General features: G+C 66.4%; 21 protein-coding genes, 1 rRNA gene, 1 pseudogene and 1 riboswitch. Of the genes and pseudogenes, 13 read left to right on the plus strand and 10 right to left on the minus strand.

The annotated features are described in order from the left end of the window. The first annotated feature begins 138 nt into the window (after positions 1–138). Positions 139–251, plus strand: a 5S ribosomal RNA gene (gene rrf / locus HWX39_RS31595). A 669-nt stretch (positions 252–920) separates the two neighbouring features. Continuing rightward, positions 921–2345, plus strand: coding sequence for a DHA2 family efflux MFS transporter permease subunit (locus HWX39_RS31600; protein WP_175971540.1), 1425 nt, complete (start codon positions 921–923; stop codon positions 2343–2345). Positions 2346–2626: 281 nt separating this feature from the next. Here the strand turns inward: HWX39_RS31600 and HWX39_RS31605 are convergent, their stop codons facing one another. The 3 genes from HWX39_RS31605 to HWX39_RS31615 all read right to left on the minus strand — a co-directional run bounded on the left by HWX39_RS31605 (position 2627) and on the right by HWX39_RS31615 (position 6121). Further along, a complete protein-coding gene (locus tag HWX39_RS31605) occupies positions 2627–3370 on the minus strand; it encodes a 2OG-Fe(II) oxygenase (protein WP_175971541.1) in 744 nt (247 codons plus the stop codon). 367 nt (positions 3371–3737) lie between these two features. Then, on the minus strand, positions 3738–5330 hold the full coding sequence (locus HWX39_RS31610; protein WP_175971542.1) for an inorganic phosphate transporter: 1593 nt from the start codon (positions 5328–5330) through the stop codon (positions 3738–3740). A 203-nt stretch (positions 5331–5533) separates the two neighbouring features. Then, a complete protein-coding gene (locus HWX39_RS31615; RefSeq protein ID WP_175971543.1) occupies positions 5534–6121 on the minus strand; it encodes a histidine phosphatase family protein in 588 nt (195 codons plus the stop codon). Positions 6122–6166: 45 nt separating this feature from the next. Further along, positions 6167–6309: riboswitch (cobalamin riboswitch) on the plus strand. 32 nt (positions 6310–6341) lie between these two features. On the opposite strand from HWX39_RS31615, the gene HWX39_RS31620 reads away from it, so the two are divergent. After that, on the plus strand, positions 6342–6551 hold the full coding sequence (locus HWX39_RS31620; RefSeq protein WP_011353973.1) for a CbtB-domain containing protein: 210 nt from the start codon (positions 6342–6344) through the stop codon (positions 6549–6551). A 13-nt stretch (positions 6552–6564) separates the two neighbouring features. Beyond that, entirely contained in the window at positions 6565–7287 is a 723-nt protein-coding gene (locus HWX39_RS31625; RefSeq protein WP_175971544.1) for a CbtA family protein, read from the plus strand. Positions 7288–7309: 22 nt separating this feature from the next. Here HWX39_RS31625 and HWX39_RS31630 read toward each other — a convergent pair whose 3' ends face one another. Next, positions 7310–8218, minus strand: a complete 909-nt coding sequence (locus tag HWX39_RS31630; protein ID WP_175971545.1) for a LysR substrate-binding domain-containing protein — start codon at positions 8216–8218, stop codon at positions 7310–7312. A gap of 128 nt (positions 8219–8346) precedes the next feature. Between HWX39_RS31630 and metE the strand changes: the two genes are divergently transcribed. The 3 genes and pseudogenes from metE to HWX39_RS36480 all read left to right on the plus strand — a co-directional run. Further along, positions 8347–10641, plus strand: coding sequence for a 5-methyltetrahydropteroyltriglutamate--homocysteine S-methyltransferase (gene metE / locus HWX39_RS31635; protein ID WP_175971546.1), 2295 nt, complete (start codon positions 8347–8349; stop codon positions 10639–10641). A 188-nt stretch (positions 10642–10829) separates the two neighbouring features. After that, positions 10830–11135 carry a hypothetical protein gene (locus HWX39_RS36475; protein ID WP_244135129.1) on the plus strand — a complete coding sequence of 102 codons (306 nt, stop codon included), beginning with the start codon at positions 10830–10832 and terminating at the stop codon, positions 11133–11135. Between the two features lie 59 nt (positions 11136–11194). Next, positions 11195–11404: pseudogene (locus tag HWX39_RS36480) on the plus strand (epoxyqueuosine reductase QueH); the annotation flags it as partial. 117 nt (positions 11405–11521) lie between these two features. Here the strand turns inward: HWX39_RS36480 and HWX39_RS31645 are convergent. Together HWX39_RS31645 and speB are read right to left on the minus strand one after the other, a co-directional pair. Then, a complete protein-coding gene (locus tag HWX39_RS31645; RefSeq protein WP_175971548.1) occupies positions 11522–12847 on the minus strand; it encodes an MFS transporter in 1326 nt (441 codons plus the stop codon). 54 nt (positions 12848–12901) lie between these two features. Then, complete coding sequence (gene speB, locus HWX39_RS31650; protein ID WP_175954891.1) at positions 12902–13858, minus strand: agmatinase; 957 nt, start codon at positions 13856–13858, stop codon at positions 12902–12904. A 139-nt stretch (positions 13859–13997) separates the two neighbouring features. Between speB and HWX39_RS31655 the strand changes: the two genes are divergently transcribed. Then, positions 13998–14909 (plus strand): LysR family transcriptional regulator, encoded by a 912-nt coding sequence (locus HWX39_RS31655; protein WP_175971618.1) that lies wholly within the window; start codon positions 13998–14000, stop codon positions 14907–14909. Positions 14910–15035: 126 nt separating this feature from the next. On the opposite strand, the gene HWX39_RS31660 is transcribed toward HWX39_RS31655, so the two are convergent. After that, positions 15036–15500 (minus strand): Lrp/AsnC family transcriptional regulator, encoded by a 465-nt coding sequence (locus HWX39_RS31660; protein WP_011353982.1) that lies wholly within the window; start codon positions 15498–15500, stop codon positions 15036–15038. A gap of 134 nt (positions 15501–15634) precedes the next feature. Here HWX39_RS31660 and HWX39_RS31665 point away from each other — a divergent pair, with 134 nt between their 5' ends. From HWX39_RS31665 to HWX39_RS31675, 3 genes are all read left to right on the plus strand, one after another. Beyond that, positions 15635–16261: a LysE family translocator gene (locus HWX39_RS31665; protein WP_175971549.1), complete on the plus strand. Its 627-nt coding sequence runs from the start codon at positions 15635–15637 to the stop codon at positions 16259–16261. Positions 16262–16507: 246 nt separating this feature from the next. Continuing rightward, the gene (locus HWX39_RS31670; protein ID WP_175971550.1) at positions 16508–18103 is read left to right on the plus strand and encodes a S53 family peptidase; all 1596 of its coding nucleotides are present in this window, start codon (positions 16508–16510) and stop codon (positions 18101–18103) included. A gap of 75 nt (positions 18104–18178) precedes the next feature. After that, entirely contained in the window at positions 18179–19855 is a 1677-nt protein-coding gene (locus HWX39_RS31675; RefSeq protein ID WP_175971551.1) for a peptidase S1, read from the plus strand. Positions 19856–19930: 75 nt separating this feature from the next. Here the strand turns inward: HWX39_RS31675 and nadE are convergent, their stop codons facing one another. The 3 genes from nadE to HWX39_RS31690 form a co-directional block, all read right to left on the minus strand. Beyond that, positions 19931–20779 (minus strand): ammonia-dependent NAD(+) synthetase, encoded by an 849-nt coding sequence (nadE, locus tag HWX39_RS31680; RefSeq protein WP_175971552.1) that lies wholly within the window; start codon positions 20777–20779, stop codon positions 19931–19933. Positions 20780–21020: 241 nt separating this feature from the next. Then, positions 21021–21890 carry a DMT family transporter gene (locus HWX39_RS31685; protein WP_175971553.1) on the minus strand — a complete coding sequence of 290 codons (870 nt, stop codon included), beginning with the start codon at positions 21888–21890 and terminating at the stop codon, positions 21021–21023. Positions 21891–22070: 180 nt separating this feature from the next. Then, positions 22071–22256, minus strand: a complete 186-nt coding sequence (locus tag HWX39_RS31690) for a hypothetical protein (RefSeq protein WP_060083291.1) — start codon at positions 22254–22256, stop codon at positions 22071–22073. Positions 22257–22464: 208 nt separating this feature from the next. Between HWX39_RS31690 and HWX39_RS31695 the strand changes: the two genes are divergently transcribed. Together HWX39_RS31695 and HWX39_RS31700 are read left to right on the plus strand one after the other, a co-directional pair. Next, on the plus strand, positions 22465–23223 hold the full coding sequence (locus HWX39_RS31695; RefSeq protein ID WP_175971554.1) for a DeoR/GlpR family DNA-binding transcription regulator: 759 nt from the start codon (positions 22465–22467) through the stop codon (positions 23221–23223). 105 nt (positions 23224–23328) lie between these two features. Continuing rightward, positions 23329–25122, plus strand: a complete 1794-nt coding sequence (locus HWX39_RS31700) for a phospholipase D-like domain-containing protein (protein ID WP_175971555.1) — start codon at positions 23329–23331, stop codon at positions 25120–25122. The last annotated feature ends 56 nt before the right edge of the window (positions 25123–25178 follow it).

Genomic DNA, 25178 nt, shown 5'->3' on the forward strand with positions numbered 1-25178 from the left:
TCCTATAACAAGTCTGCCTCGCGCTGATAACAGCGCGTCGGACAAGTTGGATTCTCGTGTGTGATACACACAACTCAAAAATTACTGCTTCTTCCCAGATTGGTTCTGTTGGCCACGCCAGCAGAACAACCCTCTTTGCCTGATGACCATAGCGAGTCGGTCCCACCCCTTCCCATCCCGAACAGGACCGTGAAACGACTCTACGCCGATGATAGTGCGGATTCCCGTGTGAAAGTAGGTAATCGTCAGGCTCCCTAAGCCAAGAACCCCCGCCCGAAAGGCGGGGGTTCTTGCATTGGCGCGAAGGAAATGCACGGGGGATCGGGATGGACGGCCAGGCTGGAGCTGGGGCGGACGAATGCGCAGATTCAGGCGCCTGCCGTTCTCGAGCAACCCACCCCGCCGCCGGCACCGAAAACTTCAGTTACGTACCGCTGCGTTCCACATCAATCTGGCTGGCGCCGAAGCCGTCGAATGCGTCGACTCGGGCCTCCGTTGTTCTCGAGCGATCTACAGTTCTGTGCCACCAATATCTCCCGGCACGCGCTCCTTTTCCTCATATCAATCGGCACGCCAACGAGTGCTCGTCTAACGTCGATCCATCCACGGACAGCGCTGCAACAGCCGACGATGAGCGATGTTTTAAGAAAATGGCCGTTAATTGATGCATATTGGCGAAAGCCGTCCTGGGCTATCCACTGATCGTTCGACACGGTGCGCCGATGTGGTCATCGGCGCACACAGCGAACTCAGCCCCGAATCATCATAGAAATCTATGCGCATAAAGTCCATTCGCGAGACATGCCTGACGGAGCGGGGTGCAAGCCCTTCGGGGTAATATCGCCATTCGTCCCGATTCCCAGCGCTTCCAGGCAACCGCGGGTGGTCGGTGTCCCCATATTTCGTCTCTCGCACCGTTCATGACTGACAGCCCTGCCCAAGGTGGTCGGACGACCGACTTCTTGCCGTATCTTGTCGCCGCAACGTTCTTCATGGAGTACCTCGACACGACCGTGATCGCGACCGCGCTGCCGCAAATGGCGCGCTCGTTCGGCGTCGGGCCGAACGCGCTGAGCCTCGGGATGACGGCCTACATGCTGGCGCTGGCGGTGTTTATCCCGATCAGCGGCTGGATCGCGGACCGCTATGGCTCGCGCACGGTGTTCGCCAGTGCAATCGTCGTCTTTACCGGCGCATCGGTGCTGTGCGGGTTGTCCGAGGGCGTCGTGACGTTCACGGCTGCGCGCCTGCTGCAAGGCGTGGGGGGAGCGATGATGGTGCCGGTCGGGCGCATGATCGTCGTTCGCAGTACCGAGAAAGCGAAGCTGATGCGTGCGATCGCGACGATCACGTGGCCGGGCATCGTCGCGCCCGTCGTCGGGCCGCCGATCGGCGGCTTCATCACGACCTATGCGTCATGGCGATGGATCTTCCTGCTGAACGTCCCGTTCGGCATTGCAGCACTGGTCTGCACCTGGCTGATCGTCCGGAACACGCGGGCCGACGAGCAACGGCCGCTCGACTGGGGCGGCTTCGTGCTCGCCGGGGGCGCGCTGACCTGCTTGCTGATCGGCACCGAAGCAGCCGGCCAGCAGGACGTCCACTTCACGCGCGCGGCCGTCCTGGTGGGCGCGAGCGTGCTGTTCGGTATTGCCGCGTGGTGGCATGCGCGACGTTGCGCACATCCGTTGCTCGACTTCACGACATTGAAAGTGCCGACGTTCTCGGTGACGGTGATCACCGGGTCGATCACGCGGATGGCCATCAATGCCGTGCCGTACCTTCTGCCGCTGCTGTTCCAGATCGGTTTCGGGCTGTCGCCGTTCCAGTCCGGGCTGCTGCTGCTCGCGAGTGCGCTCGGCAATCTCGGGATGAAGGCGGGAACCTCGTGGATTCTCGACCGCTTCGGCTTCCGGCGCGTCGCACTCGTCGACGTGTCGATAGTCGGCCTCTTCACGATCGCATGCGGCTGGCTGACCGCATCGACACCACTGGCGATCACGCTGTTCGTCGTATTCGTCTACGGACTGGCGCGGTCGATGCAGTTCACGACGCTCGCGACGCTGGCCTATGCGGATATCCCGGCTCAGCAGACGAGCGCGGCCAGCACGCTATGGAGCGCTGCTCAGCAGATGACGATCGGGATGGGCATCGCGTTCGGTGCGTTGTCGCTGCGGCTCGCGGCGTTGGTGCGTGGCGATGCGGCCGGCATGCACTACGTGCTTGACGACTTTCGCTGGGCATTCGTCGCGGCGGGCGTGCTCGCGCTGCTGACGTTGCCGGGCTACGCACGTCTTGCCCACGATGCGGGCGACCGGCTGCGGGCAAATGTCGCGCGCGGATAGGCCCGGGTTTCCCGCCGACCTTGTGTTGCGACAGGTGAGTGTTTTTGCACGACGACACTCGCCTGAAACGTCGATCCGTCGTGCGGTGATGCTCCGAAGGGAAGCAAAAACGGTCATCTGTCGCAACAGATGATCGAACTGATCGCGTCGTGATACCCATCCGCGAAGCGATCCCGATCGATCACGCGCGATTGGTACGTCGGATGAGCAGTATTTCCCGCGCGAATTCGCCGGTGTGATGGATGGCATGACAGCGTCGTGCGCGTCCCTATCACCGTCACTCACTGTGCGTCATGGAAGATGATGCCGACCGTGTGGCGATGGCCGCTCCGAATCCGGCTGACGCCGTGGCGCAGGTTGACGCGATAGACGCCGCGCGTTCCCTGCACGGGCCTGCCGTGCACGGTGAAGATGACCGCGTCGCCTTGCGTCAGCGGCACCACTTCCGCGCGCGACTGCATGCGTGGTCGCTGTTCCGTCAGCACGAATTCCCCGCCCGTGAAATCGCGGCCCGGCGCCGACAACAGGATCGCGACCTGGAGCGGAAAGACGTGCTCGCCATACAGGTCCTGATGGAGGCAGTTGTAGTCGTCGGCGCCGTATTGCAGGATAAGCGGCGTCGGTCGCGTCTGTCCCGCTGCGTGGCAGCGGTCGAGGAAGGTCGCGTGGTCTGCCGGATAGCGGATGTCGATCCCGAGCGCCTTGTTCCAGCGATTCGCGATTGGCGCGAGATGCGGGTAGGTCGTCGCACGCAGCTCGGCGAGGATCGCCGGGAGCGGGTATGCGAAATACTTGTATTCGCCGCGCCCGAACCCGTGCCGTGCCATCACGACGCGCGAGCGATAGAGCGCATCGCGCGGATAGAGCGATGCGATCGCCGTGCATTCGCTTGCCGAGATGAGGCCCGGCACGCGCGCGCATCCGTAGCGATCGAGATCGGCATCGACAGTCGTCCAGTCGATCGCGTCGACGCGTTGCGCGATTTCCAGCGATTCGACGGCAGGTTGCAGGTCGGCAATGTTCACGGGCGTCGCTCGGTTCGTCAGTAATGTGGCGCCATGCAGTCGCGCGAAATGCTTCGGCAACGTCGTTCGCACGGTTGAGCCCACGGTAAATGTTGATGAGCCCAGTCTACGGATGTCCATGCTCCGGCGCGCTCCGGATCTTGCGCTTCAATTCGGGAAAGTAAGAGGGCGAGCGCTCGCGACGGCATGGACGCACCGGGTGCCTCGACGAGTCGAATTGGAGAAGCGGAGAAGCGGAGAAGCGGAGAAGCGGAGAAGCGGAGAAGCGGAGAAGCGGAGAAGCGGAGAAGCGGAGAAGCGGAGAAGCGAGGGTCGAATCTTCTGCAGCAGGCAGCCGGCTCCTGCCGGCCACCCGCCGAATCACCGTTTACGCTACCGACCGGAACAGCCAATAGAGCCCGCCGGCAAGTACGATCGACGCGGGCAGCGTCAGCACCCACGCCAGCACGAGGCTGCGCACTGTGCCCCATTGCAGGCCCGATCCGTTCGCCGCCATCGTGCCTGCGACGCCCGACGACAGCACGTGCGTCGTCGACACGGGCAATCCGTACACGTCGGCCGCGCCGATCGTGAGCATTGCGACGAGTTCGGCCGATGCGCCCTGTCCGTACGTCAGGTGCTGCTTGCCGATTTTCTCGCCGACGGTCACGACGATTCGCTTCCAGCCGACCATCGTGCCGAGGCCGAGTGCGATCGCGACCGCAACCTTCACCCACGTCGGAATGAACTTGGTCGCGTGGTCGAGCTGTTTGCGATAGTTGTCGATCGCGAGCTTGTCGTCGGCAGCGAACGCGGGCTGACCGGATTTCTCGATCAGGCGAATTGCTTCGGACACCAGATACATCGTGTTGCGCACGTTGTCGACGTCACGCTGCGGCACGGCCGCCATCGAGCCCGATGCGCCGACCGCGGTCGCGAGCGACGTGGACAACTGCTGAACGGCGGGGAGCACGGCCGGCGTCAGTGCGCGATGCTGGACATAAAGTTCGACGTCGGCGCGCGGGTTCGCGGACGGTGCGACGCCGTTCGTGTACTTCCCGAACGTCGCGGCTGCCTGGTTCGCGACCGCAACGAAGGTCTGTGTCTCGGCCGGCGTGACGGCCTTGTTCAGCGCGTAGGCGGTCGGCACCGTACCGATCAGGATCAGCATGATGAGTCCCATCCCTTTCTGCCCGTCGTTCGAGCCGTGTGCGAACGATACGCCGGTGCAGGTCAGGATCAGCAGGCAACGAATCCAGAACGGCGGCGGCTGGTCTTTCGGCGGCTCCTTGTACAGTTCGGGAATCCGCACGAGGTTTTTCAGCACGAGCAGCAGTAGCGCCGCACACAGGAAGCCGACGATCGGCGAGAACAGCAGCGACTTGCCGACGCCGAGCGCCTGGCCCCAGTCGACGCCGCTCGTGCCGGACGGCCCGTGCATCAGCTGATTCATCAGCCCGACGCCGATGATCGACCCGATCAGCGTATGCGAGCTCGACGACGGCAATCCGAAATACCACGTCGCGAGGTTCCACACGATCGCGGCGATCAGCAACGCGAACACCATCGCGAAGCCCGCGCCGCTGCCGACCTGCAGGATCAGCTCGACCGGCAGCAGTTGCAGGATGCCGAACGCGACGGCGCCGCTCGAGATCATCACGCCGAGGAAGTTCCACAGGCCGGACCAGATCACCGCGACATTCGGGGTCAGCGAGTGCGTATAGATCACGGTGGCCACCGCGTTCGCGGTGTCGTGGAAACCGTTGACGAATTCGAAGCCGAGCGCGATCAGCAGTGCAGCGCCGAGCATCAGGTACGGGAACAGCGATCCTTCGCGCATCGGCGACAGATCGTCGATCAGGTGCGTGGCGATATAGATCGCACCGATCGCGAGCACCAGCAGGAAGACGGCCAAGCCGAGCTGCCTGGTGCGTTCGACGGAACCCGAATTGTTCGGGGCAGACGAAGCAGGTTGATTCATGACGGTGTCTCGTAAGGGAGCCGCGTCCGATCCTAGCTTCGGCTAGCAGTCAGTTTGATGACAGCAGGGAGTGCGAACGGTGCGTCTTACAGCGGCGTAAGGTGAACGCCGGCACGCAATTGCAGTTGCGATTGCGACACGACGCGACACGTCGGCTTGTGTCGACGTCGACGTTGATATCGCGAACACAACACGGCAGGAGACTATGCGGCAGTGTCGCGCCGATCTGCGTCAGCGTTCAACATCCATCCGTGCGGCGACGCAGCGAATGTCGTGCACGACAGCGGTGCGACGTCGATGCGGGTTGCCGCGTCGGGATCCATCCGCTGCGCATGCGCGATGGCCGCGCGAACGATCGGCGCGTGCGTGATGGCGACGATGTCGCGGCGGTGTTGCAGTGCGTTCAACCATGTGCCGACGCGGCGTATCGCTGCGTCGAACGATTCGCCGCCGTGCGGCGACGCGGACGGATCGCCGATCCACGCGCCCAATTCGTCAGGAAAGTCGCGCGCGAGGTCGTGCAGCCGCTTGCCGCGCCAGTTTCGGTAGTCGATGTCACGCAGTGCGTCATCGATGTCGGCATGCAGGCCGAGCGCATCGGCGGTCTGCACCGCACAGCGGGCCGGGCTGCACAGCACGAGCGTGCCGGTGATGTCGGCCCACCGGTCGCGTAGCGCCGCGGCTTCGGCGAGCCCGTGCGCGTCGAGCGGATCGTCGTCGGGAAACGTGCCGATCCGCATCGCCCGGGTCGATGCGTGTGCGATCAGGCGCAGCGAGGCATGCTGGTTCATGTCGTTTTTCGGATGATCCGGGACGGGGGTGTTCGTTCACCTGGCGCCGCTTCAATACGCGAACGTTCGCGCGTACAATTCGCCCGGTACGAAACGCGGAAGCCGGTTCAATTCCGGCGCGGTCGCGCCACTGTAACCGGTGATCCATGATCCCGGAAGCCAGACCTGCCTTCGTACCCATCCAACATTTGTCGGGGCGCGATTCCCCTGAGGTGCATCCATGAGCGAAGCAGTGCTGAAGCCGGCGGTCGTGCCGGCGCCCATCCCCGTCCGTGAACTGTTGCCGTGGGCCGTGTTCGTCGGCCTGATCCTGTTGCTTGCGATTTATTTCGTCGGCGCGGAACAGGGCGCAACGTCGCTCGTGCCGGGCATGTACGTCCACGAGTTCGTCCACGACGGCCGCCATCTGCTCGGCTTCCCCTGCCACTGACGCGGAGTACACGATGGTCGGAAAGCTGCTCATGCGCGGGATGCTCGCAGGCATCGCCGCAGGCCTCCTGACGTTCGGTTTCGCCAAAATCGTCGGCGAACCGCAAGTCGATCAGGCAATCGCCTTTGAAGAAAAACTCGACGCCGCCCAGGGCGACGCGCCGGAACCCGAGCTGGTAAGCCGCCACACGCAGGCCGGCATCGGCCTTCTGACGGGCGTCGTCACGTACGGCGCGGCATTCGGCGGACTGTTCTCGCTGGTCTTTGCGTATGCCTATGGCCGAGGCAGCCGCCTCCCGGCGCGGCCGCTGGCCGCGTGGCTCGCGCTGGCGGCGTTCATCGCGCTCGTGATCGTGCCGAACATCAAGTACCCGGCCAATCCGCCGTCGGTCGGCGACCCCGACACGATCGGCTATCGCACGGGCTTGTTTTTCCTGATGATCGCGATCTCGATCGCGACGATGGTGTTCTCGGTCAACGTGCGCCGCCACCTGCTGGCGAAGCTCGGGCCATGGAACGCGTCGATCGTCGCGGGGCTCGTGTTCATCGTGATCATAGCGGCCGTGCAACTCGGGCTGCCGTCGATCAACGAGGTGCCGGCCGCTTTCCCGGCCGTCGTGCTGTGGAAGTTCCGCGCCGCGGCGATCGGCATGCAGGCGATCATGTGGACGACGATCGGCCTGCTGTTCGGCGCATGGGTCGAGCGCGGCGAACGCATCGGCATGCGCGCCGCCTGACGCGCGTGGCAACGGGGTGCGCCTAGCGCAGCATGCGCGGCGCGCGCCGCGTCGATTCGCGTGCCAGCGCGACGAACGCGGCCAGATAGTCGATCGACGCATCCGCTTCACGAATGCCGAGGAAGATCTGCTTCGCGATCCCCTTCTTGCCGAGCTTGACCGGCACGACCGGCATCCGGTCTGCGTATTCGTCGGCAAGCCATCTCGGCAGCGCGGCCACGCCGCGTTCGCTCGCCACCATCTGCAGCATGATGTCGGTCGTCTCGATCGACTTGTGCCGTCTCGGCGCGATGCCCGCCGGCGTCAGGAACTGAGTGTAGATGTCGAGCCGGTCGGTTTCGACAGGATAGGTGATCAGGACCTCGTCGTTGAGCTGTTCCGGCGTCACGTATTCGGCGTTCGCAAAACGGTGTGAATCGGCGACCACCAGCACTTGCTCGTAGTCGAACACCGGGTCGAAGCGCAGGCCCGGCTTGTTCAGCGGATCGGGCGTCACGAGCACGTCGATGTCATAGCCGAACAGCGCACCGATGCCGCCGAACTGGAAGCGCTGCTTCACGTCGACGTCGACGTCGGGCCAGCGCGACAGGTACGGCGACACGACCTTCAGGAGCCACTGGTAGCACGGGTGGCACTCCATCCCGATGCGCAGCGTGCCGCGCTCACCCTTTGCGTACTGCTTCATCCGCTCCTCGGCGAGCTCGAGCTGCGGCAGCAGCCGGTTCGCCAGCTTCAGCAGATACTGCCCGCCCTGCGTGAGCCGCAGGCCGCGACCTTCCCGATTCCAGATTGGCGTACCGAGCTGCTGCTCGATTTTCCGGACGGTATGGCTGAGCGCCGATTGCGTGAGGTGCAGCGTATTGGCTGCCGCAGTCAGCGAGCCCTGGCGCTCGACCTCACGAATGACGACAAGATGGAATCGTTCCAGCATGGATTTCGCTCGCGCAACAGACACATGAGTGATTTTAATGGATGAATGAAATAATGCCATTTTATTTCATGATTTGAAATCCCTATCATGGCTGCCGGACATTCAATTTCTCTTCTGGACGGAAGCTCATGGTCACGACTCACAACCTCGGTTTTCCGCGCATCGGCGCGAAGCGCGAACTCAAGTTCGGTCTTGAACGCTACTGGAAGGGCGAATCGTCGCGCGACGAGCTGAAGGCACTCGGCGCGGAGCTGCGCCGGCGTCACTGGAACGACCAGCGCGACCTGGGCCTGGCCCCGATCGGCGACTTCGCGTTCTACGATCAGGTGCTCGACATGAGCTTCACGCTCGGCAACTTGCCGAAGCGCGTGCAGGGCTTCCACGGTGACGTGCTCGACAACTATTTTCGCGTCGCGCGCGGCCGTTCGGCGCAGTCGGCGGAAGAGCATGCCGCGTGCTGCGGTGGTGTCGCGGCCGGTGAAATGACGAAGTGGTTCGATACGAACTACCACTACATCGTGCCGGAGTTCCACGCGGACACGAACTTCTCGCTCGACCCGTCGCGCCTGCTGCAGCAACTGGCGGAAGCGCAGGCGCAGGGCGTGGACGCGAAGCCGGTGATCCTCGGCCCCGTCACCTACCTGTGGCTCGGCAAGGCGAAGGACGCTTCCGACCGCCTCGCGCTGCTGCCGAAGCTGCTTCCGGTGTACGGCGCGCTGTTCGATACGCTGACCGCGCAGGGCGTCGAATGGATACAGGTCGACGAACCGATCCTCGTCACCGAACTCGACGCCGAATGGCGACAAGCATTCAAGACCGCGTACACCGCGCTCGAAACGCGCCGGATCAAGGTGCTGCTCGCGACGTACTTCGGCCGGTTGCAGAGCAATCTGGCGCTCGCGAGCTCGCTGCCGGTCGACGGCCTGCATGTCGATGCGATCAACGCACGCGACGAAGTCGACGCGCTGATACGTGAACTGCCGCCCGAGCGGGTGCTGTCGGTGGGCGCGATCAACGGCCGCAACATCTGGAAGACGGACCTGAACGCGACGCTCGACTGGCTCGAGCCGCGCGCGAAGCAACTGGGCGATCGCCTGTGGCTTGCTCCGTCATGCTCGCTGCTGCACGTGCCGGTCGATCTCGCGAGCGAGGAGAAGCTCGACGCGGAAATCCGCTCGTGGCTCGCGTTCGCGCTGCAGAAGCTCGACGAGCTGAAGGTGCTCGCGACCGCGCTGAACGAAGGCCGCGACAAGGTGGCCGACGCGCTGGCCGCGAACGCCGCCGCGATCCATGCGCGTCGCCACTCGCCGCGCGTGAACAACCCGGCGGTGAAGGCCGCGATCGCCCGGATGGACGCGCAGCTCGGCAACCGCGTGAGCCCCTATCCGCAGCGCGCGCCGAAGCAGTCGGCACGCCTGAACCTGCCGGCGTTCCCGACGACGACGATCGGCTCGTTCCCGCAGACCGGCGAAATCCGTCAGGCCCGCAGCCGGTTGAAGGCCGGCGCGCTCGATGAAGCCGGCTACCGCAAGGCGATGCAGGCCGAGATCGAACGCAGCGTCCGCGAGCAGGAATCGCTCGAACTCGACGTGCTCGTGCACGGCGAGGCCGAGCGTAACGACATGGTCGAATATTTCGGCGAGCAGCTCGACGGCTACGCGTTCAGCCAGTTCGGCTGGGTGCAGTCGTATGGTTCGCGTTGCGTGAAGCCGCCGATCCTGTTCGGGGACATCAGCCGTCCGAAGGCGATGACGGTCGAATGGATCACGTATGCGCAGTCGCTGACGAACAAGCCGATGAAGGGCATGCTGACCGGCCCCGTGACGATCCTGAACTGGTCGTTCGTGCGCGACGACCAGCCGCGCTCGGTGTCGTGCTACCAGCTCGCGCTGGCGATCCGCGAGGAAGTGCTCGATCTCGAGAAGGCCGGTGTGCGCGTGATCCAGATCGACGAGGCCGCGCTGCGCGAAGGGCTGCCGCTGCGCCGCGCGCAGTGGGGCGAGTACCTGAGGTGGGCGATCGAGGCGTTTCGCGTCGCCGCGAACGGCGTGCAGGACGAAACGCAGATTCACACGCACATGTGCTATTCGGAGTTCAATGACATCATCGCGTCGATCGCCGACATGGATGCGGACGTGATCACGATCGAGACGTCGCGCTCGGACATGGAACTGCTCGACGCATTCGACACCTTCAAGTATCCGAACGAAATCGGGCCGGGCGTGTACGACATTCACTCGCCGAACATCCCGACGCAGGCGCACATCGTCGGCCTGATGAAGAAGGCGGCCGAGCGGATTCCCGCGGAACGGCTATGGGTGAACCCGGACTGCGGCCTGAAGACGCGCCAGTGGGCGGAAGTGATTCCGGCGCTGACGAACATGGTCGCCGCCGCGAAGACGCTGCGCAACCAGGTGCAATAGCACGCGCTGCCCGGATCGATGATCCGGCAGCGGGTGTCGCACCGGTCGAGACCGTCCCGGGCAGGCGCCGGGACGCGTCGTTTCCACCCTGGTCGCCGCGGCATCGTGATCCGGCGCGGCGATCGCGGGCGGCCCGGCGTCGGATCGGACGCCGGCCGGCTCGTTCATTCGGTTGGGAGAAGCGCATCATGAGTCAGGCCTCGAACGTCACGATCGACCGATTGCTGAAGGCACTCGAGGACGGCAGCGACGATTGCTGGGCGATTTACGAGGAAATCGGCCGGGTGGTCGTGAGCCGGCTGTTGCGTACCGACCGGGCGACGCTGCGTGACGTGGCCTGCGCATGGATCGCGAGCGACGATGCGCAGGCGACCCTGATCGATACCGATCGCGATTCACCGGATCTCGGTGCGGCGCAAGCGCGCGCCGAGCAGGCGGACGGCGCGATGCGCGCCGTCATTCTGAATACCGTCTTCGGTACGAAGCGAGCATGACGACCCTCGACGAACGCAAACCTTTTCTGCAGCCCGGTTGCCACAGCGAGGGCGGGGAATTCGACTGGCGCAAGGGCGGTGGTTCGGCGCGCATGATCGAGATCGGAAAACGCGAGACGTTATATCGGCAGGATTCCTGCGGATGTATGTATTCGCCGCGCGATACCAACCTGCAGTGTAAGTCGAACGGTCGTGAGCCGATCCGGATCGGCGTGATGTATAGGCGCGAACGCGCCGGAGGGCGGAGGGGAAGGCCGAGCGCGGTATAGCCGGAAAGACGGACGCGTGGTGGCCGCAATCGGTCAAAGAAGAAGCGGCCTTCAACGAAGGCCGCTTTTTAGATGAGACGCGGGCGGGCGAAGCGGCCAGCCCGGTGCTTATGTGCGTTACGCGGTGCGTGCTGCGCGCGGCAACGTGTCGGCCGTCTTGCGCGGCGCGCCCGCATCGTCGATGCTCACGCGGCGCGAAATCAGCCACACGCACAGCGACGACAGGATCGCGGCGCTCGTGTACTGAAGCGCGAGCGGCCACCATTGCGGCGCGGTGTTCTGCGCGATGATGGTCGCGACGAGCGGCGTGAGGCCGCCGGCCAGCGCGCCGCACACCTGGTACGCGATCGAGATCGCCGTGTAGCGGATGCGTGCGACGAAGATGCCGCTGACGAAGCCCGCGACCACCGAGTAGTAGCCCGATTCCGCGAGCGTCGCGAGGCCGACGCCGATCGTGATCGACAGCGGCGTGCCCATGTGCACGAGCGGCAGCATGACGAACGGGACGATCGCGGCCCATGCGCCGGTGATCAGCAGCACGCGCGTGGTGCCGAAGCGCTGCGCGAGGAACGCGGCCGCGAGCTGCACGACGAACTGCAGTACGGCGACGATCGTCATGCAATGCAGCACCATCGACCGGTCGAGCGACAGGAACTGCGTCGCATAGCTGATCATGAAGATGTTGCTGAAGTACACGCCGGCGATGCCGTACACGTTCGCACCGATGGCGAGCAGCAGCAGCGGCCAGTACTTGAGCGCTTCTCGCAGCGGTTTTTGCGCGATGTTGCCGCTCTTCTTGACCTCTTCGAACTCGGGCGATTCGGACACGCTCGCGCGGATCACGAAGCCGACGATCAGCAGTACGGAACTCGCGAGGAACGGCACGCGCCAGCCCCAGCTCATCATGTCTTCCTTCGACAGCGTGCTGATCGCGCCGAACGCGAGCATCGACAGGATCAGGCCGCTCGCGCTGCCGAGCTGCGCGAACGACGCGAAGAACGTGCGCTTGCCTTCCGGCGCATGCTCGCCCGCGAGCAGCACCGCGCCGCCCCATTCGCCGCCGACCGCGATGCCTTGCAGCACGCGCATCAGCACGAGCAGGATCGGTGCAATCACACCGGCTTGCGCATGGGTCGGCAGCAGGCCGATCGCGACCGTCGACACGGCCATCAGCATCAGCGTCGCGAGCAGCGAACGCTTGCGGCCGAAGCGGTCGCCGAGGTAGCCGAACATCACGCCGCCGATCGGCCGTGCGAAGAAGCCGACCGCGAACGAGCCGAACGATGCGAGCAGGCTGATGAAGCGGTTTTCGCCGGGAAAGAACAGCGGCCCGAACACGATGGCGGCGGCGGTCGCGTAGCTATAGAAGTCGTACCACTCGATCGTGGTGCCGACGAACGACGCGAGCGCCGCCCGCTTGGGTTGCTTGACGGAAGTCCCCATCTTGATTTGTGCTCCTCTGAATCCTTTGATTTGGAATAGGTGACGGCGCGCGGATCAGTCGCGGTACGCGACGCCCGGCAGCACGCACAGCAGCTCGTACGCGAGGTTCGCGCCGAGCAGCGCCGTGGTGCCGAACGGGTCGTACGGCGGTGCGACTTCGACGAGATCGCAGCCGACGATGTTCAGCCCCTTCGCGCCGCGGATGATCTCGAGCGCCTGCGGCACCGTGAGGCCCGCGATTTCCGGCGTGCCGGTGCCCGGCGCATAGGCCGGATCGATGCCGTCGATGTCGAAGCTGATGTAGACGGGCGTGTCGCCGACGCGCTCGCGCACTTCTTCCATCAGCGGCGCGAGCGACTTGTTCCAGCATTCCTCCGCCTGGACGACGCGGAAGCCCTGCTCGCGGCACCAGTCGAAATCCTCGGCCGCGTAGCCGGTGCCGCGCAGGCCGATCTGCGTGACCTTGTCGCCGTGCAGCAGGCCTTCCTCGACCGCGCGGCGGAACGGCGTGCCGTGAGCGATCTTTTCGCCCATCATCGTGTCGTTCACGTCGGCGTGTGCATCGACGTGGATCAATGCAACCTTGCCGTGCTTGCGATGGATCGCGCGCAGGATCGGCAGCGCGATCGTATGGTCGCCGCCGAGCGTGATCGGCTTGCAGTCGTGCTCGAGGATCGCGTCGTACGCCGCTTCGATGCGTGCGATCGAATCGTGCAGGTTGTACGGATTGATCGCGACGTCGCCGATGTCGGCGATCTGCAGCGAATCGAAGGGGGCTGCGCGCGTGGCCATGTTGTACGGGCGCAGCAGCACGGATTCGGTGCGGATCTGGCGCGGGCCGAAGCGTGCGCCGGTGCGGTTGGAGGTGCCGAGATCGAACGGCACGCCGACGAAACAGGCGTCGAGGCCTTCGGCGCTCGCCACGTGCGGCAGGCGCATCATCGTCGCGATGCCGCCGCAGCGCGGCATTTCATTGCCGCCGAGCGGCTGGAAATGGGGGTGGTCGTTCATGGGCTGTCTCTTCCGATGTGGGGTTGCCGTATCATCCGACGCGGCTTGGCGCATAGTTTTACGCGCTCCGCCGGCAAAGAAGAATGCGAAGATATCGACGTAAACATCGATTTTCATCGATGTATGGAAGGGGATGAGTGTGCTGGGGAATCTGTCGACCCTCGATCTGCGGTTGATCCGCGTGTTTCTCGCGGTCACGGACGCAGGCGGCGTATCGGCCGCGCAGGCCGTGCTGAACGTCGGGCAGTCGACGATCAGCGCGCAGCTTTCGTCGCTCGAGACGCGCCTCGGCTACCGGCTCTGCGAGCGCGGCCGCAGCGGTTTCCGGCTCACGCCGAAGGGTGAGCGCTTCCACGCGATGAGCCGCAAGCTGCTCGCGGCGCTCGATGAATTCGGGATGGCCGCGCGGCACATGGATCGTCAGCTGGTCGGCACGCTGAATATCGGCCTGATCGGCCATACGCCGGTGAGCCAGAACGCGCGGATCGCCGAGGCGATCGCCGCGTTCCGCACCCGCGACGAGGCCGTGCGTTTCTCGATCTCCGTGCGCGCGCCGGGCGATCTCGAGGAGAAGCTGCTGAGCGACGAGATCCAGATCGCGGTCGGCTATTTCTGGCACCGGGTGCCGTCGCTGCACTACACGCCGCTGTTCATCGAGCGCCAGGTCGCGTACTGCGGCCGCGGCCATCCGCTGTTCGACGGCGCCGGCGCGCTGACGCCGGCCGACGTCGCGGGCTTCGAATGGGCGTGGCGCTCGTATCCGCTGCCCGAAGCGCAGATGTCGACGACGCCTGACCGCGTGACCGCGACGGCCGACAACATGGAGGCCGTCGCGCTGCTGATCCTGTCCGGCCACCACCTCGGCTACCTGCCGCAGCACTTTGCCGCGCCGTACGTCGCGCAGGGGCTGCTCACGCCGCTCAATCCGGAGCAACTGCGCTACGACGTGACGTTCCACATGGTCGTCGCGCGCAACGGGCGCGGCAATCCGCTCGTGGATGCGTTTCTCGAGGATCTCGAACGCGCGCACCAGCCGCCCGACATCGCATAGGCCGCCGGCCTCAACACTGTGAACGAGTGTTGCGGCGGCGCGGCCCGACGCGGCCCACATCGATCGGCGTCGAAGTGATGGATCGGGCGGCGGGTGCGGCTTGCGCGCACCGCCCACCCGCGGGCATCACGGCACCGGCAACCCCGCGTCATGCTTGACCTCGCGCAGCGACAGCGCCGATTCGATCGACGTCACGCCCGGCAGCATCCGCAGCGATTCGCGCAGGAACGTGCCGTAGTCGTCCAGGTCGCGCGCCACGACCTGCAACAGATAGTCGGCGGTGCCCGCCACGTTGTGGCATGCCAGGATCCGCTCGATGCCGAGCACCTCCCGCTCGAAGCGGTCGGCGGTCTTGCGGTCGTGCGTCGCGAACCGCACGAGCACGAATGCAACGACGCCGAAGCCGAGCGCCTGGCGCGACAACTGCGCGCGGTAGCGCTCGATGTAGCCGTCGTTTTCGAGACGCTTCAGGCGCCGTGCGCAAGGGGTTTCGGAGAGGCCCACGGTGTCGGCGAGGCGGGCGATCGGCAGGCGGCCGTCGCGCTGCACCGCGGCAAGGATGGCGCGGTCGGTTTTGTCGAGTTCGGTCATGTTGGCGGATTTCTGGTGCAGATTCGGTGATTGTGGCGGATTCCCCTACGGATCGCCAATCCTGAACCAAAGATGGCCAATAATCCCTCGTACTCTGGCGGCAACATATCGCCGTAAGAGGACAGGGGCAGACCATGATTTCCACGCATTTGCTGTTGATTTATCTCGCCGCGCTGGCGGCCATCTACGCGGTGCCGGGGCCGGACATGGCGCTGGTGCTGCAGACCAGCATCGGCCGCGGCGTGCGGCCGGGGATGGCGGCCGCCGCCGGCCTGTCGCTCGCGCGGACCGCGCACGTGACGCTGTCCGCCTGCGGCGTCGCGGCGCTGATCCGCAGCGCGCCGTGGCTGTACGAAGTGATCCGCTACGGCGGCGCGCTCTATCTCGCGTATGTCGCGATCCAGGTGTTCCGTTCGCCCGTGTTCGCGCTCGGCGACGGCGACGCGGCAGCGGCGGCGGGCGAGCTGCGCCAGTCGTTCGTGAAGGGCTTGCTCACCAACCTGCTGAACCCGAAGGCGCTGCTGTTCTGCTCGGTGCTGCTGCCGCAGTTCGTGCGCCCCGAGGCCGGCCCGGTCGTGTTGCAGATGTTCGAGTTGGGCGCGTTGCTGGTGGCGGCCGGCGTGTGCTTCGACCTCGCGTGCGTGTTCGGCGCATCCCGGATCGCCGCGTGGATGCGCGCGCACCCGCTCGCGCAGACGGTGCAGCGCTGGACGTTTTCCGCGGCGCTGATCGGCTTTGCGCTGCGCCTGTCGATGGACTGAGCGCCGATGAGACGTCGCGCGTGCGCAGGTCGCGCGGCGCGGCGCCGCACCCGATGGCAGGCCGCGCACCGCCGCCCGCGCGTGCGCCCCGTCGCAGAACGACGCACGCGCAAATTGTCCGACTGTTCTAAACTCCCTGTTACTTCGCGCTGAGCGAACCCGACCGAACGAACGGAACCGTCTCTCGCCGGCCCTGTCCGATTTCCTGGCTGTTCCGTGCAACGCGGTACCAAGGAGGGTCTGAACATGGCAAGGCATCTTCACGCCGACCGTGAACCCCGAATCGTCGCCGAGTCCAAGTGCCTCGGTCCGTGCGATCCGGCAGAACGCATCCACGTCACGATCATGTTGCGGCGGCAGGAAGAAGGGCAACTCGATACGCTGCTTCACCAGCTCGCCACCGGCGACGCGCAAGCGAAACCGGTGTCGCGCGAAACCTTCGCGCAACGCTTTTCCGCCAATCCCGACGACATTCGCAAGGCCGAGGACTTCGCACGTCGCCACCAGTTGACGGTCGACCGCGTCGATCCCGTCGAAAGTGTCGTCGTGCTGTCCGGCACGATCCAGCAGTTCGAAGCCGTGTTCGGCGTCAAGCTCGAGCGCTTCGAGCATCAGTCGATCGGCCAGTATCGCGGCCGCACGGGCCCGATCGCGCTGCCCGACGATCTCGGCGACGCCGTCACGGCCGTGCTCGGCCTCGACAGCCGCCCGCAAGCGCGGCCGCACTTCCGGCTGCGGCCGCCGTTCACGCCGGCGCGCGGCGGCGCGGCGGGCGTGACGTTCACCCCGATCCAACTGGCATCGCTGTACGGCTTCCCGGCCGGCGACGGCGCCGGGCAGTGCATCGCGATCATCGAGCTCGGCGGCGGCTACCGCGCGGCCGATATCCAGCAGTATTTCCGCGGGCTCGGCATCACGACACCGCCGACGCTCGTCGACGTGAACGTCGGCACCGGCCGCAACACGCCGACCGGCGACCCGAGCGGCCCGGACGGCGAAGTCGCGCTCGACATCGAGATTGCCGGCGCGATCGCGCCGGCCGCGAAGATCGCCGTGTACTTCGCGCCGAACAGCGACGCGGGCTTCATCCAGGCCGTCAACGCGGCCGTCAGCGATACGACCAACAAGCCGTCGGTGATCTCGATCAGCTGGGGCGGCCCGGAGGCGATCTGGCAGGCGCAGTCCGCTCAGGCGTTCGACCGCGTGTTGCAGGCGGCGGCTGCGCAGGGCATCACGGTGTGCGCGGCGTCCGGCGACAGCGGCTCGGGCGACGGTCTGCAGGACGGCGCCGATCATGTCGACTTCCCGGCATCGAGCCCGTACGTGCTCGGCTGCGGCGGTACGCAGATCGACGCGCTGCCCGGGCAGGGCATCCGTAGCGAGGTCGCGTGGAACGACGAGGCCGCCGGCGGCGGCGCGGGCGGGGGCGGCGTCAGCACGCTGTTCGACCTGCCGGCGTGGCAGCAGGGGCTCACCGTCACGCGCGCCGACGGCAGCCGCGCGCAGCTCGCGAAGCGCGGCGTGCCGGACGTTGCCGGCGACGCGTCGCCGCAGACGGGCTACGAAGTGTCGATCGCGGGCACGGCCACGGTGATGGGCGGCACGAGCGCGGTCGCGCCGCTGTGGGCCGCGCTGATCGCGCGGATCAACGCGGCGGCGAGCGGTGCGACCGCCGGCTGGGTCAACCCGGTGCTCTACAAGAATCCGGGCGCGCTGCGCGACATCACGCAGGGCTCGAACGGCACGTATGCGGCTGCGCCGGGCTGGGATGCGTGCACGGGCCTCGGCAGCCCGAACGGCGCGCGGCTCGCGGCGATCCTGACGCGCAAGCCGTCGAGTTGACGGCTGCGGTTCACGTCTTTCCGTATGGCGCGGGCTACCTGTCCGCGCCTTTTTCTCACCTCCAGGAGCAGCACGATGGGCATCGATTCCGCATCCTCCGGCGGCGTGTATCCGCTGCATCACGGCGACCACAATTCGCATGGCGTGCCGCCGACCGTCAATCCGGTCGCGCTCAGCCACGGGCGCGACCAGCCGTTCTTCGATCCGGTCGCGTACGGCAACGGCCCCGACGATTCGGTGACCGACACGACCGAGGCGGCCGCGATCACGCATCACACGATCCTGATCGACGGGAAGCGCATCGCCTACACGGCGACGGCCGGCCACCTCGTGACGGTCGACCCGAGCAGTTCGCAGCCGGCCGCGAAGATCTTCTACGTCGCGTTCACGGCCGACGGCGCGAAGGAGGAAACGCGGCCCGTGACCTTCTTCTATAACGGCGGGCCCGGTTCGTCGTCGGTGTTCGTGCTGCTCGGCTCGTTCGCGCCGAAGCGCATCAAGACGTCGATGCCGGGCTTCACGCCGCCTGCGCCGTACCAGATGGAAGACAACCCGGACAGCATGATCGACCACAGCGACCTGGTGTTCATCAACCCGGTCGGCACCGGCTATTCGGCGGCGGTCGCGCCGAACAAGAATCGCAATTTCTGGGGCGTCGACCAGGACGCGGATTCGCTGAAGCAGTTCATCAAGCGCTACTTGACGAAGAACAACCGCTGGAATTCGCCGAAGTACCTGTTCGGCGAATCGTACGGCACCGCGCGCAGCTGCGTGCTCGCGTACAAGCTGCACGAGGACGGCGTCGACCTGAACGGCGTCACGCTGCAGTCGTCGATCCTCGACTACCGGCAGGCCGGCAACCCGGTCGGTGCGCTGCCGACCGCGGCGGCCGATGCGTGGTATCACAAGAAACTCGGCGTCACGCCGGCGCCGACGGATCTCGGCGCGTTCGTCGAGGAAGTCGCGCAGTTCGCGCGCACCGACTACCTGAACGCGTTGCGCGCGGTCCCGCATGCGGACCCGGCAGCCGTGCAGAAGCTGTCGCAATACACGGGCATCGATACGGCGACGTTGCAGTCGTGGAGTCTCAACATCGCCGGCTACGACACGCGCGGCAATTCGCTGTTCCTGACGACGCTGCTGCATGCGCAGGGGCTCGCGCTCGGCTCGTACGACGGCCGCGTGACCGGGATCTCGTCGGGTATCGCCGGCAAGATCGACCCGAACTCGGGCGGCAACGATCCGACGATGACGGCCGTGACGGGCGTCTATACGGCGATGTGGAACAGCTACCTGAACGAGCAGCTGAAGTTCACGTCGAATTCCGCGTTCACCGACCTGAACGACCAGGCGTTCCAGAACTGGGATTTCAGCCACATCGACCCGACCGGCGCGCAGCAGGGCATCGATGCGCAGGGGAACGTGATCCTCTATACGGCCGGCGATCTCGCGGCGGTGATGGCGCTGAACGTCGACCTGAAGGTGCTGTCGGCGAACGGCTTCTACGATTTCGTCACGCCGTTCTACCAGACCGTGATCGACCTGCAGCAGATGCCGCTCGAGGATCAGAAGGTGCGGCAGAACCTGTCCGCGCGTTTCTATCCGTCGGGGCACATGGTGTATCTCGACGGCGGCTCGCGTACCGCGCTCAAGCGCGATCTCGCGGCGATGTACGACGCGACGGTCAGCGACACGGGCGCGCGGATGCGGATTCGCGCACTGCAGGCGACGAAGACGGGCGGTCACGCGTAGCCGTGCCCGTCGGTACGACGCCGCGCGCGGCCGTTACGGTGCGCGCGGCGGTATTGTCCATTCTGGGCGGCCGGCTTATGCCGCCGGCCAGTCGAACATCGTGTACGGCAGCGCGCGCTTGTGGCGCGAAGCGTCGTAGAAGCGCAGCACCGTCTCGTACACGTGGTCGCTCACCGGCTTGCCTTCGAGGAAATCGTCGATCTCGTCGTAGCTCACGCCGTACGCGTGTTCGTCGGGGCGCAGCGGGCGCAGTTCCTCGAGATCGGCAGTCGGCACCTTCATCACGATCAGTTCGTCGCCGCCAAGCGCACGGGCCACCGCGCGTACGCGACGCTTGTTCAGCCCCGCGAGCGGCAGGATGTCCGCGCCGCCGTCACCGAATTTCGTGAAGAACCCCATCAACGATTCGGCCGCGTGATCGGTGCCGATCACGATGCCGCGCCGTGCACCGGCCACCGCGTACTGCGCGATCATGCGCTCGCGCGCCTTGATGTTGCCGTGCACGAAATCCTGCTGCGCCGGCGTCTCGAACGCATGGCCGGACGCGGCCAGCGCGGCGAGCATCGCGTCGGCGGCCGGCTTCACGTTGACGGTCAGCTCCTCGTCCGCGCGGACGAACGCGAGCGCGCGCTGCGCATCGTCTTCGTCGTTCTGCACGCCGTTCGGCAAGCGCATCGCGATGAAACGTGCGTCGTAGTCGTCGGCGCGCAGGCGCTCGACCGCCAGTTGCGCGAGCCGCCCGGCCGTCGACGAATCGACGCCGCCGCTGATACCGAGCACGTAGGTCCGCAGGCCGGTCGAACGAAGGTACTGCGCGAGGAACTCGACGCGGCGGGCAATCTCGGCCTCGGCGTCGAATTGCGGGGCGACGTTCAGTTCGGCAATGATCGCGCGTTGGCGGCTGGCGAAATCGGCGGATGTCATGAAGGAAGTTCCGGAACAAAATCAAGGCGCCCATCATAAGCGCAATCGCGCCGCGGCGCCGCGCCGGGCGTGCGATTCGGCGATGTCGCGTTGCTTCGGCGAGACGGGCTGCATCGCCGTGGTGCACGGTGCGCCGGGCGGGTGCGGGATGCCGCGCAACGGGCGTTCGCATGGCCGGTAGTCGATGCGCGTGGCGGCCGGCGTGCAGGCTGCCGTGCGACCGCGCACATGGGCAGATGCGTCAACGCCGCGCGAGCACGACGCCCACCAGCGCGAGCGCGAAGCCGGCGAGCTGGATCGCCGCGAGCGTTTCGCCGAACAGCCAGTAGCCTTGCAGCGCGGCCAGCGGCGGCGCGAGGAACAGCAGCGACGTCGCGCGCGCGGCGTTGCCGCGCCGCAGCATCCACATCAGCATCGTGACCGCGCCGCCGGACAGGAACACGACACCCCATACGAGCGACACCCACAGCGCCGGCGCGCCGATCCAGCGCGTCTCGTGCAGCAGGGCGACGAAGATGGTCGCGACGATCGCCGCACCGAAGTTCTGGATGGCGACCGCCGTGCGCAGGTCGCTCTGCGCGAGCTTGCCTTTCTGGTACAGCGAGCCGGCGGTGATCGACCCGACCGCGAGCACCGAGACGGCCACGACGAGCCACGCCGGCGCGGCGCCCGGCGCTGGCGCGACGCCGCCCGTGACCTTCGGCGCCAGCACGAGCGCGACGCCGGCGAGCCCGAGCGCCATCCCGAACCAGCCGCGGGCAGGCAGGCGCTCGTTGAACAGCGGGACGGCGAGCACGGCGGTGGCGAGCGGCTGCAGCGCGCCGAGCAGCGCCATGACGCCCGCGTTCAGCCCTTGCGCGACGGCCCAGTAGCTCGCGCCGAGATAGATGCCCTGCAGCAGCGCGCCCGCGATCAGGTGGCGCGGCCATTCGCGGCGGGCCGGCCACGGTGCGCGCGCGACGAGCGCCACCACGCCGAACAGCGCGGCCGTGCCCGCGAAACGCGCGAGCAGGAACAGGTTGGGATCGGCGTAGGGCTTGATTGCCCGCGCAACGATGAAGCCGGTGGACCAGAGGGCGACGAAAGCGGCGGCGACGATCGAGATCAGCATGCGTGGCGGGCCGCGACGCGGCCGGACGGAATCGTGAAGTCGGCCAGTATCGGGGCAAGCGATGCGGGCGTCTTGTCGCATCCTGCACTCATGCGGCGTGCCGCGCATGCGGCCGTCGGTGCCGAGGGAAGGCGGGGCGCCGCCCCGGATGCGGAGCGGGCGAGCGTGAAGCTGCGGGGATCAGTCGATCGAGAACGTGTCGAGCGGCTGGTTGGCGCGCGCGTCGTTCGCGAAGCGCGCGGCGAGCTGTTCGTAGAGCCGGCGGGCCTCGTCGAGCGTCAGGTCGATCCAGTACGGATCGCCGGCCGCGTCGTTGAGGCGTTCGGGCGGAAACTGGATTTCGATCACACTGCCTTTGCGATACATGGCGCGAGCCCCTTTGCTTGGTCTGTCGTTCGGCGAAGCGCAAAGTGTAGCAACCGGCGCCGCACCGATTCGCGCGCGTCAGGCAATACAGAATTTCGCTTTCGGGAAACGCGCCCCGGCGGGTTTCCCGACGCAGTCAAATGCCGGTCAAACGGCCGTAATACAATGGTCGGCTTACTCATTACCAGTCGCCTCGGGCGCACACGCGATGCTGGCGGAACAACGTCATCAATTCATCCTGTCGGAACTCGGACGGTCGGGCGCATTGTCGGTCGCGGAGCTCGTCCGTTCGCTCGACGTGTCGCGCGAAACCGTGCGGCGCGACCTGAACGCACTGGCCGCACGCGGCCTGCTCGTGATGACGCATGGCGGCGCGCTGGCCGCGGATCGCCGCGAGCCGAGCCTGTCCGAGCGCGAAGCCGCGAACGCCGAAGCGAAGCGCACGATCGGGCGGCGCGCGGCCGAATTCGTGCCCGACGATGCATCGGTGCTGATCGATTCGGGCAGCACACCGCACGCGGTCGCGCTCGCGCTCGCCGACCGGCACCGGCTGTCGGTCTACACGAACGACTGGCGCACCGCGTTCGTGCTCGCGCGGCGCAACGGCAACCGCGTGACGCTGCTCGGCGGCGAGTTGTCCGACGACGAGGACGCCACCTTCGGGCTCGACACGATCCAGCAGCTTGCGCAGTACCACGTCGATTTCGCGTTTGTCGGCGCCGGCGGGATCACGCCCGACGGCGAGTGCACCGACTACTCGCGACTCGCGGCCGAAGTGCGCAGCCGGATGATCGCGGCGGCGGGCACGGCGGTCATCGTCGCCGATCATTCGAAATTCGGCCGCGTGACGCCGGTGCGCATCAACGGCACGGCGGCTGCCCGCTATCTGGTGACCGAACGCGCACCCGACAAGGCCGTGCGCCGCGCGTTGACCGCGCGCGGGATCGAACTGCTCGTGTGCGACTGACGCGCGTCCGACATACAAGGTTCATCGAACCGTCATCCGCAGGGAAGAACCGGCGTCAAGACTGACTCATTCACCTCGACCGGCCGCAAGGCCAGGGAGCAACGAATGACCGTCAGCGTGCGCAGCTATCTTTCACCCACCCTGGTCCTGCTGGCTTTCGACTGGCCCGATGCGGCGTCGCGTGCCGATTTCCTCGGCTTCGCGATCCGGCGCACGCCGGGCTTCTGGTCGGCCGATGGCAAGACGCGCGCGCCGGACAGCTGGCTGCCGAACCGCCTGACGTTCGACGGCCCGGCCGCGCACACGCAGGGCGACGCGCCGACCGACCAGGCGCCGATCCAGAAATTCATGTGGTGGGACGCGCGCATCGACCCGCAGGATCGCGGCGCGGCGTTCCGCTATGACGTGTATCCGGTCGTCGGTACGCCGGCGAACCTGCAGGTGCTCGGCGCGCAAGCCGGCGTGTGCGACGTCGTATTGCCCGCGCACATCGAGGACGGCATCGGCACGTGGTTCAACCGCGCGGTGGTCAGCTCGCAGGCCTTCGCGAAGCAGGTGGCGGCGCTGGGCCTCGCGCCGAATGCGGCGCCGAGCGACGTGCAGGCGCTGAAGCTGCGCACGTGGCTCGCGAACGACATGGAGCAGGTGTTCGCGCAGATGCTCGGCCCCGCGTCGCGCGCGGCGTCGGCCGTCTATCACCTGACCGACACGCTGTGGGCGCTGCCGGCGTTCGAAGCGTTCGGACGCCAGCACGGCGAAGCGTCGCTCGCGATCGTCTACGACGCGCACACGACGGCGCGCAAGGGCAAGCCGCCGCTGCCTTCGCCGAACCAGCCGGCCGTCGATGCGCTGCAGGGCCTCGCGACGCTCGCGCCGCGCGACAAGACGCACATCATGCACGACAAGTTCATCGTGACCGATGCGTCGTCGAATGCGGTGCCCTCACGCGTGCTGACCGGTTCCGCGAACTTCACGACCGAGGGGCTCACGGAGCAGGCGAACGTGCTGCACGCGTTCGACTCGCCCGCACTTGCCGCGCTGTACAACGATCGCGCGCATGCGCTGGCCGGGAATCCTTCGATCGCGGAGACGGCGCGGCTGTCGCCGGGCTGGTCGGAACCGATGACGATCGGCAGTGCGCAGGTACGGCTCGCGTTTTCGCCGGAGCCGGCGGGGCAGCGCACCGAGATCGACACGATCGTCGCCGCGATCGCGGCCGCGAAGCATTCGGTGTCGTTCTGCCTGTTCATGCCGACCGACGCGGCGTTGCGCGACGCGTGTTTCGCCGCCGGCGACCGCAGCCTGATGATGTTCGGGCTGGTGAACAAGATCAACGTCGGCAGTGCGACGAAGGCCGATGCGGCGCAGCAGGCCGGCCAGACGCTCGATGCCGCGACGCTCGCGAACCTCGAGCTGTATCACCGCAGCCGCGACAACCACGACGTGATCGATGCCGCGTATTTCTCGCCGGCCACCGTGCCGCAGGGCTTCGAGCCGGAATTGCGGTTGTTTCCGGGGGAACCGGCGCCGGCCTTTCCGCCCGTCGTGATCCATCACAAGTTCATCGTGATCGATGCGGAGGGCGCGAATCCGGTCGTCTATACGGGCTCGGCGAACATGAGCCGCAATTCCGAGCAGTACAACGACGAGAACCTGCTCGAGATCCGCGACCAGCGGATCGCGGCGATCTATCTTGCGGAATTCCTGCGGCTGTACGAGCACTATCGTGCGCGGGCGCTGGCGATTAGCGCAAAGCAGCACGGCGCCGGCACGGGCACGGACACGCATGCGCGGCTCGCGCTTGCGCCCGATTCGAGCTGGGCGAAGAAGTATTACGTGGCGGGAAGCCCGGAAGAGAAGGCGCGGATCGCGCTGGCGTCGACCGCGCCGACAGACTGACGCACGAGAGAACGACGGGCGCGGTAGAGGCGCGCCCGGCGTGAGACTGGCCGCGA

It is taken from the genome of Burkholderia sp. BCC0322 (assembly GCF_902833045.1).
In the GTDB taxonomy this organism is placed as follows: domain Bacteria; phylum Pseudomonadota; class Gammaproteobacteria; order Burkholderiales; family Burkholderiaceae; genus Burkholderia.

Coding starts and splice junctions, on each gene's coding strand:
- HWX39_RS31610 (WP_175971542.1), bottom strand. CDS start 5,330: ATGAATCAACCTGCTTCGTCTGCCCCGAACAATTCGGGTTCCGTCGAA.
- HWX39_RS31670 (WP_175971550.1), top strand. CDS start 16,508: ATGGCAAGGCATCTTCACGCCGACCGTGAACCCCGAATCGTCGCCGAG.
- HWX39_RS31665 (WP_175971549.1), top strand. CDS start 15,635: ATGATTTCCACGCATTTGCTGTTGATTTATCTCGCCGCGCTGGCGGCC.
- HWX39_RS31630 (WP_175971545.1), bottom strand. CDS start 8,218: ATGCTGGAACGATTCCATCTTGTCGTCATTCGTGAGGTCGAGCGCCAG.
- HWX39_RS31695 (WP_175971554.1), top strand. CDS start 22,465: ATGCTGGCGGAACAACGTCATCAATTCATCCTGTCGGAACTCGGACGG.
- speB (WP_175954891.1), bottom strand. CDS start 13,858: ATGAACGACCACCCCCATTTCCAGCCGCTCGGCGGCAATGAAATGCCG.
- HWX39_RS31700 (WP_175971555.1), top strand. CDS start 23,329: ATGACCGTCAGCGTGCGCAGCTATCTTTCACCCACCCTGGTCCTGCTG.
- HWX39_RS31620 (WP_011353973.1), top strand. CDS start 6,342: ATGAGCGAAGCAGTGCTGAAGCCGGCGGTCGTGCCGGCGCCCATCCCC.
- HWX39_RS31660 (WP_011353982.1), bottom strand. CDS start 15,500: ATGACCGAACTCGACAAAACCGACCGCGCCATCCTTGCCGCGGTGCAG.
- HWX39_RS31625 (WP_175971544.1), top strand. CDS start 6,565: ATGGTCGGAAAGCTGCTCATGCGCGGGATGCTCGCAGGCATCGCCGCA.
- HWX39_RS31615 (WP_175971543.1), bottom strand. CDS start 6,121: ATGAACCAGCATGCCTCGCTGCGCCTGATCGCACACGCATCGACCCGG.
- HWX39_RS31690 (WP_060083291.1), bottom strand. CDS start 22,256: ATGTATCGCAAAGGCAGTGTGATCGAAATCCAGTTTCCGCCCGAACGC.
- HWX39_RS36475 (WP_244135129.1), top strand. CDS start 10,830: ATGAGTCAGGCCTCGAACGTCACGATCGACCGATTGCTGAAGGCACTC.
- HWX39_RS31675 (WP_175971551.1), top strand. CDS start 18,179: ATGGGCATCGATTCCGCATCCTCCGGCGGCGTGTATCCGCTGCATCAC.
- HWX39_RS31685 (WP_175971553.1), bottom strand. CDS start 21,890: ATGCTGATCTCGATCGTCGCCGCCGCTTTCGTCGCCCTCTGGTCCACC.
- nadE (WP_175971552.1), bottom strand. CDS start 20,779: ATGACATCCGCCGATTTCGCCAGCCGCCAACGCGCGATCATTGCCGAA.
- HWX39_RS31600 (WP_175971540.1), top strand. CDS start 921: ATGACTGACAGCCCTGCCCAAGGTGGTCGGACGACCGACTTCTTGCCG.
- HWX39_RS31645 (WP_175971548.1), bottom strand. CDS start 12,847: ATGGGGACTTCCGTCAAGCAACCCAAGCGGGCGGCGCTCGCGTCGTTC.
- metE (WP_175971546.1), top strand. CDS start 8,347: ATGGTCACGACTCACAACCTCGGTTTTCCGCGCATCGGCGCGAAGCGC.